A 16,871-nucleotide genomic window follows, 5' to 3' on the forward strand; every position below is an offset into this window, starting at 1 on the left:
TCGAAACGGCTCAATCGGCGCGACTGTCCCGCACCTGTCGCATCCCGACGAGGACGAACAGGACCAGCATCGAGAAAATGATGAACCCGCCCGCGAGCTGGCCCGCGAACCCGCCGAACGCGGCGAGTGCGTAGGTGACGACCGCAATCGACGCGAGTGCGATGTACCCCATCGGACTCTCCTCTTCCGTCTCGATGTCGAGGTACGGCTCTAGCTGGTCGATGTTCGCACCCGGTCTGATGATTCCGCGGTTCTTGTTGAAATCCACGATGCCCGAGTCTGCCATCTTCGGCAGGTGACACTGGTAGAGACCGACGTATACGCGCTTGCGCTGCTGAGCGCTCAGCGACTGCACCGTCGTGTCGTTCTCGATGGCCGCGATGTGTTCGGCCAGGTCGCTCAGCGTCACCTCGTCCTCGTCGATCTCGTCCAGGTACTGCAGGACGAGGCGTCGTCGCTCGTTCCGGATTATCTCGAAGACGATGTCGAGCGGCAACGTCTCTGACTCCGGTTCGTCTTCGGTCTGTTCGGCCCCGGATTCTTCCTGTGTCTGTGCGACGTCCTCCCCCTCGGAGTCGTCGGGCAACGATTCTCCCTTCTCTCCTGAGATAGCATCGCCGTGTGTGCTCATCTGTGGTCTCCAGCGTTTGCGGATTTCATTTGTTGGTTGGCGGCTTGTGTTAATGGTTCGACTACCACTGGAACGAACGCGCACCGACGGTTCCTCACGCGAAACCTCTCCCATCGGTGGACTCTCTCCCTTAGTCTATGCGTTTCACGTTTTGTACGTGGCATACCCCTAGATGATATCGACTGTTATAAAATTAATCTCACAATATCTACCCATGCGCTGTCAGGGCTAGCCCCCGAATCGAGAGCAGTACGGCGATTGAATAACGACTGGATTCGAACAGGTCGAAGCTATCTGCCAATTCTCCGATTCGAACCGCTCACCCGGCTGTCGGGCCGGTCGCGTCCCGGGGGGAGACGACGATTCGACCCTCGCTCGAGAGGAAGACGCGACTCTGCTCGTAACAGAACGATATCGAGACCGGCGTGTCGCAGTCGCAGCGGAACAGTTCCGTGATCGCGTCGCAATCGACCCACTTGCCGAGTGGAGAGATATCCATCACGTCCCGTCCCGTCGCGTCCGCGACCGCCATCGCGGTCTGTGTCGCGACGGACGCGGCCGCGTCCGGGTCGAATTCGGTTACGTATTCGTTGCGCTGATCGACCGTCCCTGCAATTTCAGTGCTATTTTCTGACATCTTGGCCACCCTTGGTGGTTTCGCGTACCACACACCACAGCCAACCGCTGTATTATTCGACGAACGATACTATCTTGCTCGTTGCTAATGTTCGCCCTACTCTGAGTACGCTTGAGTACCTGCTTAATAAATCAATCGCATTCTATCGACGGCCGCCTGAATATGCGTATCAGTAATCTCTGTCGTTTAGGTGGTCGTTCCGTGCCCTGTCGAGCAGTACTGCGCCGAACAGGGAGACCAGTGCGGCCGCGAACAGGGTCAGCGGGTTCAGTCGCGCGTCCGAACTGCGGCCACGGGCGACCAGGAGACGGACGACGGCCGCGAGTCCCGAGACCACCCCGAGTCCGTACAGCGCTGGAACGTCCCGAACGCCACGGTCGACGTACCGGGCGCGCAGGCGCCAGAGGAAGTTCCGCAGGAGCATCGCGGACACCCGGGGGACGTAGCTCTGGAGTCTGATGCCACTGTCCTCGTCCGCGTAGGTCACCGGCCGGGGCACGTCGACGACGCGGAGGTCGTTCACGTTCATGCGGACCAGCAGTTCGTTACAGTAGCCGTAGAACTCGTACAACTCGTCGATGTCCACCGCCCGCAGCGCCCGGAGCGATATCGCGGTGTAGCCGCTCTGGGGGTCGCCGACGGACCAGTACCCGCTCGCGACGCGGGTGAGCAGTTCGAGGAGTCGGTTGCCGACGCGACGGAGTTCCGGCATGCCGTCGAGTTCGCCCGGGGACATGAAGCGGTTGGCCTTCACGTAGTCGGCGTCCCCCTCGACGATGGGAACGAGCAGTCGTTCGAATATCTCGACCTCCATCTGTCCGTCGCCGGCCATCACGACGGTCACCTCGACTTCGTCTTCGCGCGCGCGTTGATAGCCCGTCTTGATGGCGCCGCCGACCCCACGGTTCTCGCTATGGCGGATTGGAACGACCGTCGGACCCTCGTCGTGGTCGGCCCAGGTCTCGGCGGCCGCCTGTATCTCCGCGAACGTGTCGTCGGTCGACCGGTCGTCGACGGCGTACACGCGGTCGACGTAGGCCGGTACCGACTCGATTACGTCTCTGACGAAGCCAGCTTCGTCGTACGCGGGTACGACGACCCCGATGGTGTGTCCTTCGTACATGATGGTGCAGATAGCGGACGCGTCCGCTTCATGGGGTACTCGGTTCGTCCACCCATTGTTAGACGCTACTTGCGAACCGAAGGAGTGAGAGCACGTCACCGTGTCTCCGCCCTCGGATAGTGGCAATCGACGTCGCGGGGGAAATCCGGCCATAACAAAGACTGGGTCTACGGAACTGGGCCGCGATGCCCGAACTGACGGCCGACTCGGTGTCCAGTCTGTGTCGCCCACCCCTCCGGGCCACGACGCTCGTCGTCGTCGCTCTCAGTCTCGCGGTCGTGGGAACGGTACTACTCGGAAGCGTCACGGCCGCGGGTGCGGCCGAGGCACCGCCGCCGGAGCAGTACTCCGTCGTGCAGGGGGACCGTTGCGTGAACGTCGCGCCGGTGACGGGGTCCCAGTCGGTCGAGGAGTTCTACGACTACCGGAACCCGTACCCGTCGATCACGGGCAATCCCGAGGCGGACACGTACAGCGCGTACGGGATGCGGGAGTACCAGGAGAACCAGGTGAGCACCCTGTTCGTGTACCGCGGCACGGACGGCGATAGCCTCGTCTCCATCACCGGGGAACTCGGCTCGGACGCGCCCGGCGGGAGCACCACGACCTTCACGTTCGAGAACCTCCCGTCGACCGGGAGCTGGGCGGTCCAGGACGACGAGTACCCGGACCGGGACGACACGTGGGAGGTCGGACCCACGACGACCACCGTCACCTGGCGATGGGCCGAGAACCGCACCGACGGCGGGGCCTACACCGGACTCCACCGGTCCACCCGGCCGGTGACCATCGACGCACGGTTCAACGAGGAGGCCCCGGCGTGGGGCGAGTGGGACGAGTCGGGGTCGCCCGACCACCGCATCACGAACTGGCGGGTCGTCGACGGGTCCGGTGGGACCGTCGACCTGAACATGACGCAACCGGTCTACCTCTCGCGCGGGTCGTGCACCGGTCGACCCGCGCCGTCGCTGCAGGCGAACGCGACGACCGTCGCCCGCAACCAGTCCGTCGGCTTCCGTGCTGGCGAGTCGACCGCCGGGGCGAGTGGGTCAGTCCTGGAGTACCGCTGGGACTTCGACGGCGACGGCACCGTCGACCGGGTCACCGAGTCGCCGCGTGCGACGTACCGCTACGCGTCCGCCGGGACGTACGACGCCAGCGTCAGCGTCCTCGCGACGGACGGGCGGTCCGAACCCGCGAACCGAACGGTCCGCGTCGCACAGACCGACGAGGCCGCCATCTCGGTCGACGGTATCGACGACGCCACCGCCGTCGCCGGCGAACCGTCGCCCGTTCGCGTCTCGGTCGTCAACGACGGTGGCGGTGGCGGCACCGACGTCGTCGAACTGGTCGCGGACGGCGAGGTCGTCGGCACGAAGGAGGTGTCGGTCGGCGCGCTCTCGGAGCGGACCGTGACGGTCGACGCGACGTTCCCGTCTGCGGGCGAGTACGTGGTGTCGGCCGGTAGCGCCGACGCCCGGGTCGAGGTCGAGGAGGCGAACCCCGAACTCAGCGTCGACGAGGTCAGCGTCGGTGACGACAGGGTGGCCGTCGACGAGGCGGTGACGGTCACCGCCGAGGTGGAGAACGTCGGCAACGCCGGCGACGAGTTCGACGTCCGACTGGAACTGTTCGACGAGGTCGTGTCGAGCAAGTCCGTGGAGGTGCCCGCCGGCGAGACGCGCACCGTCGAGTTCAGCGTCGCCGTGAGTGAACCGGGCAACTACACGGCGCGCGTCGGCGACGAGTCGGCAGAGTTCGTCGTCGACGCCGACGTGACCCCGGAGCCACCCGGAGACGACGGTCCGGAAGGGAGTGCCATACCTGGTTTCTCGGCCCTGGCTGCCGCGCTGGCGGTCGTCGCGCTGCTCGCGGTGATACTCCGGGACGGGGACGGCCCCTAGCGGCCAGTTACCCCGTACAGTATCTCCGTAACAAAGGTTTGAGGACCAGAACGGCGGCGTATGAAACTCAGACACCTGAAATCGTCTAGCGTCGTCGTGGAGGAGGACGGAACGCGTGTCCTCTGTGACCCGTGGCTCCAGGACGGTGCGTTCTACGGGTCCTGGGCGCACTACCCGCCCCTCTCGTTCGAACCGGAGGACTACGCGGACGTGGACTACATCTACGTCTCGCACATCCACCCGGACCACTGCCACCTCGACACGCTGGACCGGCTGGACAAGGACACCCCGGTCATCATCCACGACTACCAGTGGGACTTCCTGGCGAACAACCTCGAACGGCTCGGGTTCGACGTCGTCGAACTCGACCACGACGAGCGGATGCACCTCGGCGGCGACCTCCACCTCAACGTCCTCGCGTCGGACGACTGCGACCCGGAGGTCTGTGGGAAGTACTTCGGCTGTGGCTGGTTCATGGACGACGTCTCCGGCGGGACGGCGGGGTCGACCCAGATCGACTCGATGGGCGTCTTCGACAACGGCGACGAGGTCCTCGTCAACGCGAACGACTGTCGCTGGCCGATGACCAGCGCCGCCGCCCAGCGCGTCCTCGACCGGTACGGCGGGGTCGACATGCTGTTGATGCAGTACGGGGCGGCGAACTTCTACCCGCAGTGCATGCTGGACTACACGCACGAGGAGCGCCTGGAGGCGGCCGACGAGGTGGCAGAGGAGATGCTCCAGGACGCCGAGTCGTTCGTCCAGGTGTTCGAACCCGACTACTTCATGCCGTTCGCCGGCAGCTACACCCTCTCGGGACCGCTCTCGGACCTGAACCAGTACCTCGGCGTCGCGACGCGGGCCGGGGCCCGGGAGTACTTCCGGTCCAGTCCGCGGGTGCCCGAGGGCTCTGAGTGCATCCTCCTCAACAGCGAGGAGTACTTCGACCTGACCGAGGGGCGGCAATCTGCAGAGTACACGCCGGTCGACCCCGAGCGCAAACAGCAGTACATCGACGACGTGCTCGCGGACCGCTCGTTCACGTTCCACAGCGACGACATGCCGACGCTGTCGGAACTCCAGGAACTCCTCCCCGTCGCCTACGACCACATGGAGGAGAAGCGGCAGGGAATCGGCTTCGAGAGCGACACGACGATACTGCTCGACCTCGTCGAGGACACCGTCGCGGCCATCTCGCTTCGCGGCGAGGGCATCGAGTACGTCTCCCAGGCACAGAGCGAGGAGATAGACGAGTACGTCCGGATGCGCATCGACCCGCGCCTGCTCCACAAGATACTCCGCGGTCCGCAGTACGCCCACTACAACAACGCTCAGATAGGGTCCCACGTCCACTTCGCCAAGGAACCCGACATCTACGAGCGCCCGGTCTACTACTGCATGAACTACTTCCACGCGTAGCACCGGTCGGCGGTCGTCTCCCGCTCGTCGTCGGCGCACACCAGACGGCCAGTCGACGCCGCCGTCAAGCGACCGAATACGCCGACGGGGCGCCCGGTCGACCCCTCGACGGCTCGACGGTAGGTGTACTATTACAATGCTCCACGTGCTCCTACGAGGTGGCTAGTGACCCGAGTCGCCCTCGATTCGAACAGCACCGCACTCGCCAGCAGGACGTTCGTCACGCACGTCGCCCGACCCGGCGACGCCGACCGATGAGCGGGACCGTCACGAGGGGCGGGTCCGTCGAGCGCCGGTCGTACGACCTCGCCGCCGTCGGGGCGTACGCCGTGGTCGCCTACGTGCTCCTGTCGCTCCTGGGGAACGCCCTCCCGACGCTACGGGTCCTGCTCGGTGCCCCGCTCGTACTGTTCGCGCCCGGCTACGCCGTCGTCTCCGCGTTGCTCCCGGTCCGGACCGACGACGGGGACGGCATCGCCTCACTCGACCGACTGGAACGCGTGGCGCTCGCCTTCGGGACGAGCGTCTGCCTCGTCGTCCTCGGCACGCTGGCCGTCTCGCCGGCGTTCCCCGCCGGTCTCTCGACGGTCCCGTTCCTCGAACTCATCGTGACCGGGACGGTGCTCGCGACGGTGGCCGCCTACGCGAACCGACTCCGGTATCCGGCGGAGCGCCGGGACGGACTCCGGACGAGCAGGGAGCGTCCGTCCACCGCAGGGTCGGCCACCGCGACGTTCCTCGAGGTGGCGCTGGCGGTGTCCGTCGTCCTGGCTATCGGTGCCGTCGGGAGCGGGTTCGCCGCCCCGCAGGCCGAGACGCCCCACACCAACGCCGCCCTGTTGACCGAGGGGCCGGACGGCAAACTCGTCGCCGACGGCTACGTCGAGGAGGTCGGCCCGAACGAACAGGTCCCGGTGACCCTCGCACTGGAGAACGAGGAGGGCCATCGACAGACGTACACGGTCATCGTGGCACTCGAACGGGTCCAGAACGGGTCCGACGGCCCAAGGGTCGTCCAGCGGACGCAACTCGACAGGATGACCGTCGAGGTGCCCGCAGGTGAAGCGGTCCGCCAGCGCATCGCCGTGACCCCGGACGCACTCGGGGAGCAACTCCGGATCAGCTACTACGTCTTCCTGGGCGACCCCGGCGAGAGCCCGACGGCGAGCGAGGCGTACCGCCACCTCTTCCTCTGGGTCACCGTCTCCGACCAGCAGCCAGCCGCCGTCGACGACCCGCGGGCCATCCCCCTGGTGGGGGACCCCTGACCGTGTGGCCGTGGGAACACGTCGCCGTCGCCTACCTGCTCGTCTCGGCGACGTGCTGGCTGCTCCGGCGCGAACCGCCATCGGGGGCGGTCGCCGCCACCGTCGGGGTCGCCGCGGTGCTCCCGGACCTGGTCGACAAACCGCTGGCGTGGTGGCTGCACGTCCTGCCCGACGGTCGGTCGTTCGCGCACTCGCTGCTCTTCGCAGTCCCGGCAGTCGTGGCCGTACTGACGCTCGCCCGACGTGCCGGGCGCGACGACGTCGGCATCGCCTTCGCCGTCGGCTACCTGAGCCACCTGCCCCTCGACGTGCTGAGCTCCGGAATCGGCGAGGACTCGTTCGAGACGCGGTTCCTGCTCTGGCCGGTCCGCCGGGGCGAGGAGGGCGTCCCCGACAGCGCCGTCCCTCACCTCCTCGAACTCCACCGCGAGTTCCTGGCGTACCTCTCGAGTCCCGCCGGACGGCTCTACCTCGCGGCCGAACTCGCGCTGTTGACCGTGGCACTCGCGGTCTGGCTCCGCGACGGCCTGCCCGGACCGCGGTGGCTCGTCGCCCGAGTCCGCCCGGCCCGGAGGGCGGAGTAACTCCCTACCGGGCGTCAGTCGCGGTCTAACAAAGCCCGAGCAGTCGAGACACTCCGGTCGTTCATGCTGGATAGACTGACCCTCCCATGGCGAACCCGTGGAGCCGCCCTGATAACACTCGCACTCGTCGCCACGCTCGTGCTCGCGGGCGTGGGTGCAGCCATCGGCGTGGACGACAGCGACGACACGTCGACCGCCGTCGCGTCGAACGCCGAACTGACTCGCGGTGACACGAGTCCCGGGGCCGTCACGAACCACACGTTATCGTACGACCTCGACAACGCGACGGAGACCGGGACGGAGTTCGACGTCGTCGTCATCGACTACTCGAACCCGACCACCGACCTCAGCGCCGTGACCGCGTCGGGAATCACGATGCGGGACGACACCGGCCACTCCTGGAACGGGACGGACATCGAGTCCGTCAGCGTCTCGAACTCCGAAAGCCGGTTGCGCATCGTCATGACCAAGAACGCCAGTTTCTCGCTGAACGACCGGGAACGCGTCTGGGTCTCCTACGAACCGGTGACGAACTCCATCGTCTCCTCCGACAACCTCTCGGTCACGATGACGCTGTACGACGAGGCGACGGCAGTCGAGACCGGAACGGTCCAGTACGCCGTCGGGGAGGAAGAGACCACGACCACGACGACGACGTCCACCACGACGAGCGAGACGTCCACCACGACCGCCGGTTCCACCGCGACTGACCCGCCCGCGACGACCACGGCACCGGCCGGAACCGACCAGACGACACCCGGTTCACAGCCCGGCTTCGGCGTCGGTCTCGCAGTCCTCGCCATCGCCGCAACGATGGTGGTCGCGGTGCGTCGGCGCGCCTGACCACCTACCCGACCCGGTCCCCGTCCGTCGGTTCGTCTCCTCGGACCGACCCCGCGTTCGTGTGTGAGACGGTGTCACGTCAGCGTCGTGTCTTCTCCCCGTAGTAACGCTTTACCGGCGGGATTGTGCGGCATAACAATGGCCGGCGGGACGCCCAGTGTGGACAGAATGACGCTCAAGACAGCCGTCGTCGGCGCGGGAACCGTCTCCGAAGTACACCTCTCCGGTCTCTCCGCCTGTCCACGCACCGAACTCGTCGCCGTCTGCGACCTCGACGGGGAGGCGGCACGGGAGGCGGCCCAGCGACACGGGATCACGCCCTACACCGACGTCGACCACCTCTTCGACAGCGTCGACCTCGACTGGCTCCACGTCTGCACGCCGGTCAAGACCCACCGCGACATCGCCGTCGCGGCCATCGAGGAGGGTATCCCGGTACTCATCGAGAAGCCGGTGACGGAGACGGTCACCGAGGTACAGGACATCGCGGACGCCGCCTCGTCGAACGACGTGCCGGCCTCTGTCGTCCACAACCACCTCTTCTCGCCGGCGATGCGCACCGCCCGTGAGCGCATCGACGACGGTAGACTCGGCACCGTCCGTGGGGTCGACCTCCTCTACACGGGGTCGACCGCACCGGACGTGAAGAACCGGGGTGCGTGGAGCTTCGAACTCGTCGGCGGCGAGTTCGAGGAGGGACTCCCGCACCCGCTGTACACCCTGTTGAACACGGGTGGCTACCCCCGCGACGAGGCCGCCGTCCAGGCGTCGACGGCCCTCGCGGGCGAGTACGAGCAGGGGTTCGGGTACGACGGCGCGACGGTCCAGTACGTCACGGAGGACGAGGTGCTCTGCTCGGCGACGATGCTCTCCGGGACGGTCCCCCATCGGTCGCTGTACGTCCACGGCGAGGAGGGGTCGATGGTCGTCGACCTCGTCTCCCAGACGGTGGTACCGTTCGAACGCGACTACAAGGCCTCGGCGAAGAACCGTGCGCTGAAGAACGCCGACGAGATGCTCGCCCGGGGTCGTGGCACCATCGACAACCTCGGCGCCGTCGCAAAGCGCGCGACCGGTGGCGGCTGGAAGGCGGAGCGTGACCTGAACGCACACTACTACCAGTACGACGCCACGGCGAAGGCCATCCAGGAGGGCGACGAGATGCCGGTCCCGCTCTCGGAGGGTCGCTGGACCATCCAGCTCATGGAGGAGATCCGCGACGCGTCGACGCACGAGCAGCGTGGCGGTCGCCAGCTGGCCAACAGAGAATGAACGGACCGACGACGGACGTATCGCAGCCGGGCACCGGCGCTGTTCGGTCGAAAACGGAAGGGATGGGGAACAAAGGGGTGGACGCCCTCCTGTCGAGGGCGAAACGTGGAGCCCGGAGTCGCTGGATGGGAAGTGACGACTGTCGTTCGCAGGGGGAATGCCCGGGCGAGAGTTGGGGTTCTCTCGTCCACGGAGCGCCGCTTCGGTGCCACCCCAGTCACGGCTTGGGGTGTGTTCACCTTTGTTATAGAGCTGTTTTCGGCGCGCTCGCCCGCGTCCGGAGCGAAAACACGTCGTTACTCGGGGGGACGCCCGGTGGGACCGATGTTCGCTAATCTCGAATCGAGCGTCCGGGCGGCCGGCCGCCGGGTCGTCGAGAGCTACCCGGCGGCCACGGGGCCGCTCGTGGCCCTGCGGTCGTGGTACGCCCGGGCCCACCTCCTCTGGATCCGGGAACGGTCGCGGTTGCGACACGACGCGGTTATCGACCCGTTTCGGGTCGTCTGGATAGACCTCGACGCGCTCGAACTGACCGCCGAGCACTTCGAGGGCATCCCGAAGTACCGCCGTGCGGGCAGGCTCGCCGGCGGCGACTGGGACCAGGACACCGAACGCTTCCGGGACAGGACCATCTACCGGTCCTTCGCGGCCCACTTCGACGACGGCGTTCCGTGGTCCGAGACGGAGTTCTACGAGTCCATCGTCGACCGCCTGGAGTCCGGGGAGAGCTGGTGGGACTGTACCACTGAGGCGGAGTTCCAGGAGCGATGCAGGCGACTCGACGAACTGTACGACCGCATCGCCGAGCACGGCCTGCTCTCACAGGAGGAACTCGCGGCGAAGGGCTACGACGAACCGATAACGAAGGAGCGGTCCAGCACCTTCTCGCGGACGCTGGAGGACGAGATCGCGGTCCACGTCGGTCGGAACGGTGAGTTCCTGTTCTGTGACGGACGGAACCGGCTCGCCATCGCGAAGGTGCTCGACGTCGACGAGATTCCGGTGCGAATCATGGTCCGACACGAGGAGTGGCAGGCGTTCCGCGACGACGTGGCCGCGGGCCGCGTCGACCCTGGCGAGTACGCGACCCACCCGGACGTCCGGCCGTTGCTCGACTGACCTGGAGGGCGCTCAGGCCTCGTCCGCGGTGACCTGGGTGGCGTCGCCTCGACCGGGCGCGACGCGGTCGGCGGTCGGCGCGACGTCGACGTTGCGCCGCGAGAGGTACGGGGCGAGGGTCTCCGCCGAGACGATGCCACGGTAGACGCCGTCCTCGACGACGGGGAGGTGGCCGACCCCGTTCGTCCGCATCCGTTCGGCCGCCTCCGACAGCGTCGCGTCGGGAGAGACGGTCACGACCGGACTCGACAGCACCGACGCCACGGTCGCCGGGTCGCTCCCGTCTGCGACGTGTGCGACGACGTCGGACTGGGTGACGATTCCGTCGACCGTCTCGTCGGCGCCGAGGACGACCAGCGCCGTGACGCCCGGGTCTCGAAGGGCTCTGGCGGCCTCGGTCACCGCCGTCTCGGGGGTGACGGTGCGCGCCGTTCGAGTAGCCACTGCCTCGACGTGTATCGCTATCATGGCTGCTCGACGGTACCACCTAGCAGTACTTAGCTTCGGCCTGGAAACGTGTTTCAATTCCTAGTATCCCTAGAAGGGGCGACGGTCAGGTCGGTTCGACCTGCCGCGCCAGCAGGGACTCCAGTCCGGCCGCGAGCGAGACGTCCGCGTCGAAGCCGAGGCGGTCGCGCGCCTTCGAGACGTCGGCGACGCTGTGCTCGATGTCGGCGGGCCGGGGGTCGTCGTGGTGGACCGGCACCGAGTCGTCCGACAGGTCGCGTATCAGTTCGGCGAGTTCGGCGATGCTGGTCGCCTCGCCGGTCCCGACGTTGAACGCCTCGCCGGTGGCGTCCGTCGTCGCGGCGGCCAGCAGCGCCCGGACGACGTCGGAGACGTGGACGAAGTCGCGGGTCTGCTCGCCGTCGCCCTCGACGACGAGCGGTTCGCCGGCCCTCGCGTTCGACAGGAACGTCGGAATCACCCCCCTGTCGGGCAGTTGCCGTGGGCCGTAGACGTTGAAGAACCTGAGCGCGACGGCCGGGACGTCGAACCACTGCTCGTACCGGCGGACGTACTGGTCGCTCGCGAGTTTGGCGACCCCGTACGGGTTCCGCGGCGTGAGGGAGTCGTCCTCGGAGATGGGCGTCTCGTCCGGGCGGCCGTACACCGCCGCGCTGGAGGCGAAGACGACCCGGGCGTCTACCCGCCGTGCGTGTTCGAGGATGGCACCGGTGGCGCTCGCGTTCACCTGGAGACAGCGCGTCGGTTCGGCCATCGTGTCCGGGACGGCCGACAGCGCGGCGAGGTGGAAGACGACGTCGACGTCCGCGACCGCGGCCGACAACTGCGCCGGGTCGGTGACGTCGCCCTCGAGCAGGACGGCGTCTTCGTCGACGTTCGCAGCACGCCCCGTCGAGCAGTCGTCGAGGACCCTGACGTCTGCAACCGGGGCGAGTGCGTCGACGAGGTGACTCCCGACGAAGCCGGCACCCCCCGTGACGAGTATCGTCGCGTCGGCGAGGTCGCTCGCCTCGCGTTCGAGTCCGTGATCCTTCGGCATCCCTCGAATTGGTGGGTCGAACCCGGATAGTTATGGACTCGCTTCGCGGCCGGGCGGTGACCGTGAGGGTGAACGACCGAATCGGTTATCGGTGTGCGCGTCGTTCCCACGAGACACGGCCGACGTCCGGTCGGCCACTACCCCAGCCATGAGACCGAAGGAACTGGAGCCATACTTCAGGTTCGCCCTCGACTACCCCGTCGACAGCACCGAAGTCCGCGACCGACTCGGCCTCGTCGAGGTGACCGCACCGGGCGGCACCGACGGGACCACGCTGGACGAACTGCTCGCACACGCCGAGGGGGAACGATACGACAGCCATACCGCGTTGTACGAGGCCGTCATGGGCCTCCTCGACGAGACGCACGTCGGGCGGAAGTACTACGACGACCGTGGCGGCGCCCCGCCGCACGGACCCGGCCCGACGGACGACCGGAACCGCTCCTTCTGACCCCGGCGTCCCGCCTCCGGCCCGTGGTCACCTGACCATCGTCCTGATCTGCTCGACGTCGAGCAGTCCCGTCCCGACGCCGAGTACCGCCCAGACGGCGGCCCCGACCCCGACGACGAGGAACAGCGTGAGCAGGCCGGAGACGATGGGGAGCGCGAGCACGACCACGAGTCCCATCCCCGTCGCGATGGCACAGACGACGGCGAGTCGACGGGCCATCTGCCGGACGCGAAGTCCGAGTTCGGAGTGGATGACGTAGACGTTCGTCCCCGTGTAGACGGTGTAGGTCACGACGGTCGCTGCGGCGGCGCCGACGGCGCCGAACACGGGGATGAGCAGGACGTTCAGCCCGGCGTTCGATACGGCCATCGCGCTCTTGACGGTCGCTCTCGCCCGTGCACGGCCCAGGTAGTCCAGCGCGTCGCTGGTTATCTTGTTGACGGCGTTGACGAGGATGAACCCGCTGAACACCTGGACGACGGGCACGGCGGGGGCGTACTTCTCGCCGAAGACGTAGACGACGGTCGGGCTGGCGACCAGTACCAGCCCGAGGCAGGCCGGGACGTAGACCAGCAGGACGTAGGTCAGGGACTCCTCATAGAGCCGTGCTGCGCGCGCCACGTCCTCGGTGGCGCTCTGTTCGCCGAGGATGGGCGAGAGGGCGAACCCGAACGACGTCGCCGGCATCGAGATGAAGTCCGACAGTTGCTTGGCGATGGTGTAGTAGCTGACCGCTGTCAGGCTGGCGAGCGACCCGACGAGCACGACGTCGACCTTCTTGTCGAGGACGTTCGCGCCACGCGTCGCGGTCAACGGGACGGCGTACTCGAGCAGTCGTCTCGTGAGTCCCTCCTCCATCTCCGGTGCGGGGTCGACGGGTCGGTAGACCCGCCAGTAGAGCAGGCCCCCGCCGACGAGCAGGGCGACGCCGAAGCCGACGACGTAGCCGAGGAAGGCCCCGAACGCCCCGAACCCGAGCAGGACGAAGACGCTCGCGAACACGACGCGACTCACGTTGTTGACGGCGTTCGTGACGGCGCTCCAGTCGACGCGGTTGACCCCCTGGAAGTTCGCCACGACGAACTTGACGCCCGCCCGGAAGCCGACGTACGCGGCACCGACGAGCAGGAACGGTATCAGCGCCTCCTGGTGACCGAGGAGGGCGGCGAGTGGCCGGTGGACCAAGAGCAGCGCCACGCCGACCAGGACGACCATCACGAGGACGGCCTTCGCCCCGACGGCGAGGACGTGTGGCAACTGGGACTCGTCGGTCTTCGAGTACTCGTTCGCGTACCGGGCCGCCGACTTCGGCAGTCCGAGGGTGCCCAGTATCGACAACACCGCCAGCACCGACAGCGCGTAGTTGAGCAGGCCGTACTCGGTCGGGGTGAGCAGGAACCTGGCGAGCAACACGATGAGCGCGGCGTTCGCCAGCGTGTTGAGGACGTTCGAGGCGAACGACGCCGTCGCCCCGCGGCGGAGGGTCGAGAGCACGTCGTCGCCCACGTCAGCCACCTCCCCATGACCGGGCCGCTGCCGGGCCGGGCGACGCCCCGCACAGGTGGACCGCCAGGGGCGAGGGGCCGTCCGTCGCGGACGACCCGCCCTGCGGTCGCGTCGCTATCAAGACCGGCGATACCGTCGTCGGTGTCGTCTGGTTCGATGTCATCGTACGCGTCGGTGTCGTCGTCTCGCGCCGCCGTCGCTCGCGTGCCCGGCGGCGATGTCGGTACGCCCGGCGGCGAGTTCGGGCCCTGGCGACGGGGGCCGTACCGACCTGTCGCGGCTCGCCGTGTCGTCCGCGTCGTCGCACGGTCCAGCCTTTGTTATAGTACGGTTACACGGGCCGGGCGGCGCCCCCGAGGATGGGGGCGGGTACGTGAATCGTGAACGCGTCGGACGGTAAGGCGAGGCTGAAGCCCCCCGTTAGGAGGTCCGTTGGGAGGACCTGACCGTCGTTGCCGGCGTCGTCCTCGTCGAGCGTGGTCCTGTTTTCGGCGGCCTCGACGGACAGGTTGTCGTCACCCGGGTCGTTCGTGTCGCCGTCGCCCCGGAGGTAGTACAGTTCGAAGCCGCCGTTCGACACGACGCGGTTCACCCCCGGCGTCGTGTGGAGCCGCTGGAACCCGTCCCTGCTGAACCGCAACTCGTCGTACAGTCCGACCTCGACCGGTCTGGTGCCGTCGGTGAGGACGAAGTACCTGTGGTTCTTGTACCGATAGCCGAGACCACCTTTGAACGCGCGTGGTGAGACGGCGTCCTCGTAGCCGGGGAAGTCGAGTCGGTCGCGCGCCTGGTCGGTGCCGTACACCGCGTCGACGTAGCGCTGTGGACCGCCCCGGATGCCGGTGAACTCGACGCCGTCGCCCCGGACGTCGAACGCGAACTGGTAGCCCTCGTACTGGAGTTCCGTCACCTGCGAGTTGGCCTGGTAGACGTAGGGCGACGGGAACGCAGACAGTACCGCCAGCGGTATCATCGAGAGGACGACGGCCGTGAGCAGGACCCTGGACGCACTCGGATACTCGTAGCCCAGGCCGCGTTCCCCGAAGGCGCGCACGAGGGCGACCGCACCGAGGACGCTCGTGATGACCATCAGGAACCCCTGGTACCGGAAGTACATGTCGCCGGGGCCGCCGAGGAACACGACGAAGAACAGCCCCGACAGTGGCACGAGGGCGAACCCGAGGTAGACGACCATGGCGTTCCGGTGCGGGTCGTCCTCGGAGAGCCAGCCGAGCAGGGCGACCGTTATCAGCACGCCGGCGAGGAGCGAGAGGACCGTTCCGGTCAGGAACAATTTCACGAACAGTTCCGGGATGCTCCCGCCGACGGCGGTGATGGAGGTCGACTTCTGGTTGACGACCGAGCCACTCTCGCCGCCCTGCTGGACGATGTTGTAGATGATGGCGCTGGTGTTCCCGCCGACGCGCTCGAACCGGGGCGCCCAGAGGGCGAACATGCCGGCGAACGCCGACGCCTGGACGTACAGCGGTCGGTGTCCGGCCACGTAGCTCTCCGGCGCGAACTGGCGAGCGAGGAACTGGAACACGGCGACGCCCCCGAACAGCACGAGGAGGTTCGCGGCCTGCTGGGGGTGGACCAGCAGCGACGTCGCCGCGCCGATCGCGAGCAACGCCCCGACGCCGGTCACCGGGTTCAGGACGGCGTTCCGGCCGGGTTGCCGGAGGTAGACGAGAATCAGGAACAGCACGAACGGTGCGAACAGGATGGCCTGACTCGACGTGTGGGGCACCAGGTGGGTGCTGATGACGTTGATGGGGGCGAGCATCGCGGCGACGAACGCGCCGACGAGGAGGCCGTCCCGCCGCCCCGATATCAGGCGAACGCAGAGAGGCACGAACACGAGGAAGACGGCGACGAACGTCAGCACGGCGTAGAGCATCGTTCGACGGTAGGGCAGTCCGAGGACCTCGCCGAGGACGACCGTGAGTTCGTGGAGACCGGGGTAGAGCAACCCGCCGGGCCGGAGCGATCCGTCGGCGAGTTCGCGCGCCCAGCCGAGGTGGCTCAGCGAGTCGCCCGACCCGAAGAAGTAGTAGCCCCGGACGATGGGAAGGCCGGCGAACGAGATGCCGGCCAGCCAGACGAGTGCCGTCGCTGCGAGTCGCCGCCGTGACGACGCGCTCGGCACGAACCCCGCGACGGCGGCGGCGACGAACGCGGCGACCAGCCCCAGCCAGAACAGGAGGGGGGTGTTCGCGTAGATAGAGAGTTCGTACCCGCCGGCCGGCGAGAGGAGGGCGGCGGTGACGCCGACGGCCAGCGCGAGGTACCCGCCGATCAGGACCGTCGTCGTGGAAGGAGTCGACGAACGGGCCCCGCTCATCGTCGACGCTGGCCTCGAACGGGTGACGGTGCCGCCCCACGGTCGTCCGGGGCGGTTCGAGACCGCACGGTCCTGCAGGCGGTCGGCCGGGGCCACCGGTCGCGTTGCCGTCCGGCGTTCGTGCGTCGCGCTCTCCTTGCATCTGCCGACGTGGCGATGCGAGACATATCGTGACGGTCGAAGCGTGTTCGGGCCTTTGTTATACCACCGCTACGACGGCGTCGGCGCCGTGTACGCCAGCGTGACTGTCGCCGGTGCGCCTC

At 67.5% G+C, this 16,871-nt stretch carries 15 protein-coding genes; 8 read left to right on the forward strand and 7 right to left on the reverse strand.

Translation table 11 applies throughout. From position 1 onward, the window contains the following. Positions 1–10: 10 nt before the first annotated feature. The 3 genes from ACSC1W_RS07890 to ACSC1W_RS07900 form a co-directional block, all read right to left on the reverse strand. Entirely contained in the window at positions 11–631 is a 621-nt protein-coding gene (locus ACSC1W_RS07890; protein WP_435346395.1) for a DUF7344 domain-containing protein, read from the reverse strand. Between the two features lie 319 nt (positions 632–950). Further along, positions 951–1,268 carry a HalOD1 output domain-containing protein gene (locus ACSC1W_RS07895; RefSeq protein ID WP_435346397.1) on the reverse strand — a complete coding sequence of 106 codons (318 nt, stop codon included), beginning with the start codon at positions 1,266–1,268 and terminating at the stop codon, positions 951–953. 169 nt (positions 1,269–1,437) lie between these two features. Then, positions 1,438–2,391, reverse strand: coding sequence for a glycosyltransferase family 2 protein (locus tag ACSC1W_RS07900; RefSeq protein ID WP_435346398.1), 954 nt, complete (start codon positions 2,389–2,391; stop codon positions 1,438–1,440). Positions 2,392–2,576: 185 nt separating this feature from the next. Here ACSC1W_RS07900 and ACSC1W_RS07905 point away from each other — a divergent pair, with 185 nt between their 5' ends. The 7 genes from ACSC1W_RS07905 (at position 2,577) to ACSC1W_RS07935 (ending at position 10,800) form a co-directional block, all read left to right on the forward strand. Further along, the gene (locus ACSC1W_RS07905; RefSeq protein ID WP_435346400.1) at positions 2,577–4,295 is read left to right on the forward strand and encodes a CARDB domain-containing protein; all 1,719 of its coding nucleotides are present in this window, start codon (positions 2,577–2,579) and stop codon (positions 4,293–4,295) included. Positions 4,296–4,355: 60 nt separating this feature from the next. Next, a complete protein-coding gene (locus ACSC1W_RS07910; protein ID WP_435346401.1) occupies positions 4,356–5,714 on the forward strand; it encodes an MBL fold metallo-hydrolase in 1,359 nt (452 codons plus the stop codon). Between the two features lie 254 nt (positions 5,715–5,968). Beyond that, positions 5,969–6,982, forward strand: a complete 1,014-nt coding sequence (locus tag ACSC1W_RS07915; RefSeq protein ID WP_435346402.1) for a DUF1616 domain-containing protein — start codon at positions 5,969–5,971, stop codon at positions 6,980–6,982. Between the two features lie 2 nt (positions 6,983–6,984). After that, positions 6,985–7,566, forward strand: a complete 582-nt coding sequence (locus ACSC1W_RS07920) for a metal-dependent hydrolase (RefSeq protein WP_435346404.1) — start codon at positions 6,985–6,987, stop codon at positions 7,564–7,566. 63 nt (positions 7,567–7,629) lie between these two features. Beyond that, the gene (locus ACSC1W_RS07925; protein ID WP_435346406.1) at positions 7,630–8,409 is read left to right on the forward strand and encodes a PGF-CTERM sorting domain-containing protein; all 780 of its coding nucleotides are present in this window, start codon (positions 7,630–7,632) and stop codon (positions 8,407–8,409) included. 168 nt (positions 8,410–8,577) lie between these two features. Beyond that, positions 8,578–9,681, forward strand: a complete 1,104-nt coding sequence (locus ACSC1W_RS07930; RefSeq protein ID WP_435346408.1) for a Gfo/Idh/MocA family protein — start codon at positions 8,578–8,580, stop codon at positions 9,679–9,681. A 324-nt stretch (positions 9,682–10,005) separates the two neighbouring features. After that, positions 10,006–10,800: a ParB N-terminal domain-containing protein gene (locus tag ACSC1W_RS07935; protein ID WP_435346409.1), complete on the forward strand. Its 795-nt coding sequence runs from the start codon at positions 10,006–10,008 to the stop codon at positions 10,798–10,800. A gap of 12 nt (positions 10,801–10,812) precedes the next feature. On the opposite strand, the gene ACSC1W_RS07940 is transcribed toward ACSC1W_RS07935, so the two are convergent. After that, complete coding sequence (locus tag ACSC1W_RS07940; RefSeq protein ID WP_435346411.1) at positions 10,813–11,268, reverse strand: CBS domain-containing protein; 456 nt, start codon at positions 11,266–11,268, stop codon at positions 10,813–10,815. 85 nt (positions 11,269–11,353) lie between these two features. Beyond that, entirely contained in the window at positions 11,354–12,307 is a 954-nt protein-coding gene (locus ACSC1W_RS07945; RefSeq protein WP_435346413.1) for an NAD-dependent epimerase/dehydratase family protein, read from the reverse strand. 148 nt (positions 12,308–12,455) lie between these two features. Here ACSC1W_RS07945 and ACSC1W_RS07950 point away from each other — a divergent pair, with 148 nt between their 5' ends. Then, a complete protein-coding gene (locus ACSC1W_RS07950; protein ID WP_435346415.1) occupies positions 12,456–12,758 on the forward strand; it encodes a DUF5789 family protein in 303 nt (100 codons plus the stop codon). Positions 12,759–12,785: 27 nt separating this feature from the next. On the opposite strand, the gene ACSC1W_RS07955 is transcribed toward ACSC1W_RS07950, so the two are convergent. Together ACSC1W_RS07955 and ACSC1W_RS07960 are read right to left on the reverse strand one after the other, a co-directional pair. Next, positions 12,786–14,273, reverse strand: coding sequence for an oligosaccharide flippase family protein (locus ACSC1W_RS07955; RefSeq protein WP_435346417.1), 1,488 nt, complete (start codon positions 14,271–14,273; stop codon positions 12,786–12,788). Between the two features lie 322 nt (positions 14,274–14,595). Then, positions 14,596–16,608, reverse strand: a complete 2,013-nt coding sequence (locus tag ACSC1W_RS07960) for a hypothetical protein (RefSeq protein ID WP_435346419.1) — start codon at positions 16,606–16,608, stop codon at positions 14,596–14,598. Positions 16,609–16,871: the final 263 nt, after the last annotated feature.

It is taken from the genome of Haloarchaeobius marinus, assembly GCF_051207415.1.
In the GTDB taxonomy this organism is placed as follows: domain Archaea; phylum Halobacteriota; class Halobacteria; order Halobacteriales; family Natrialbaceae; genus Haloarchaeobius.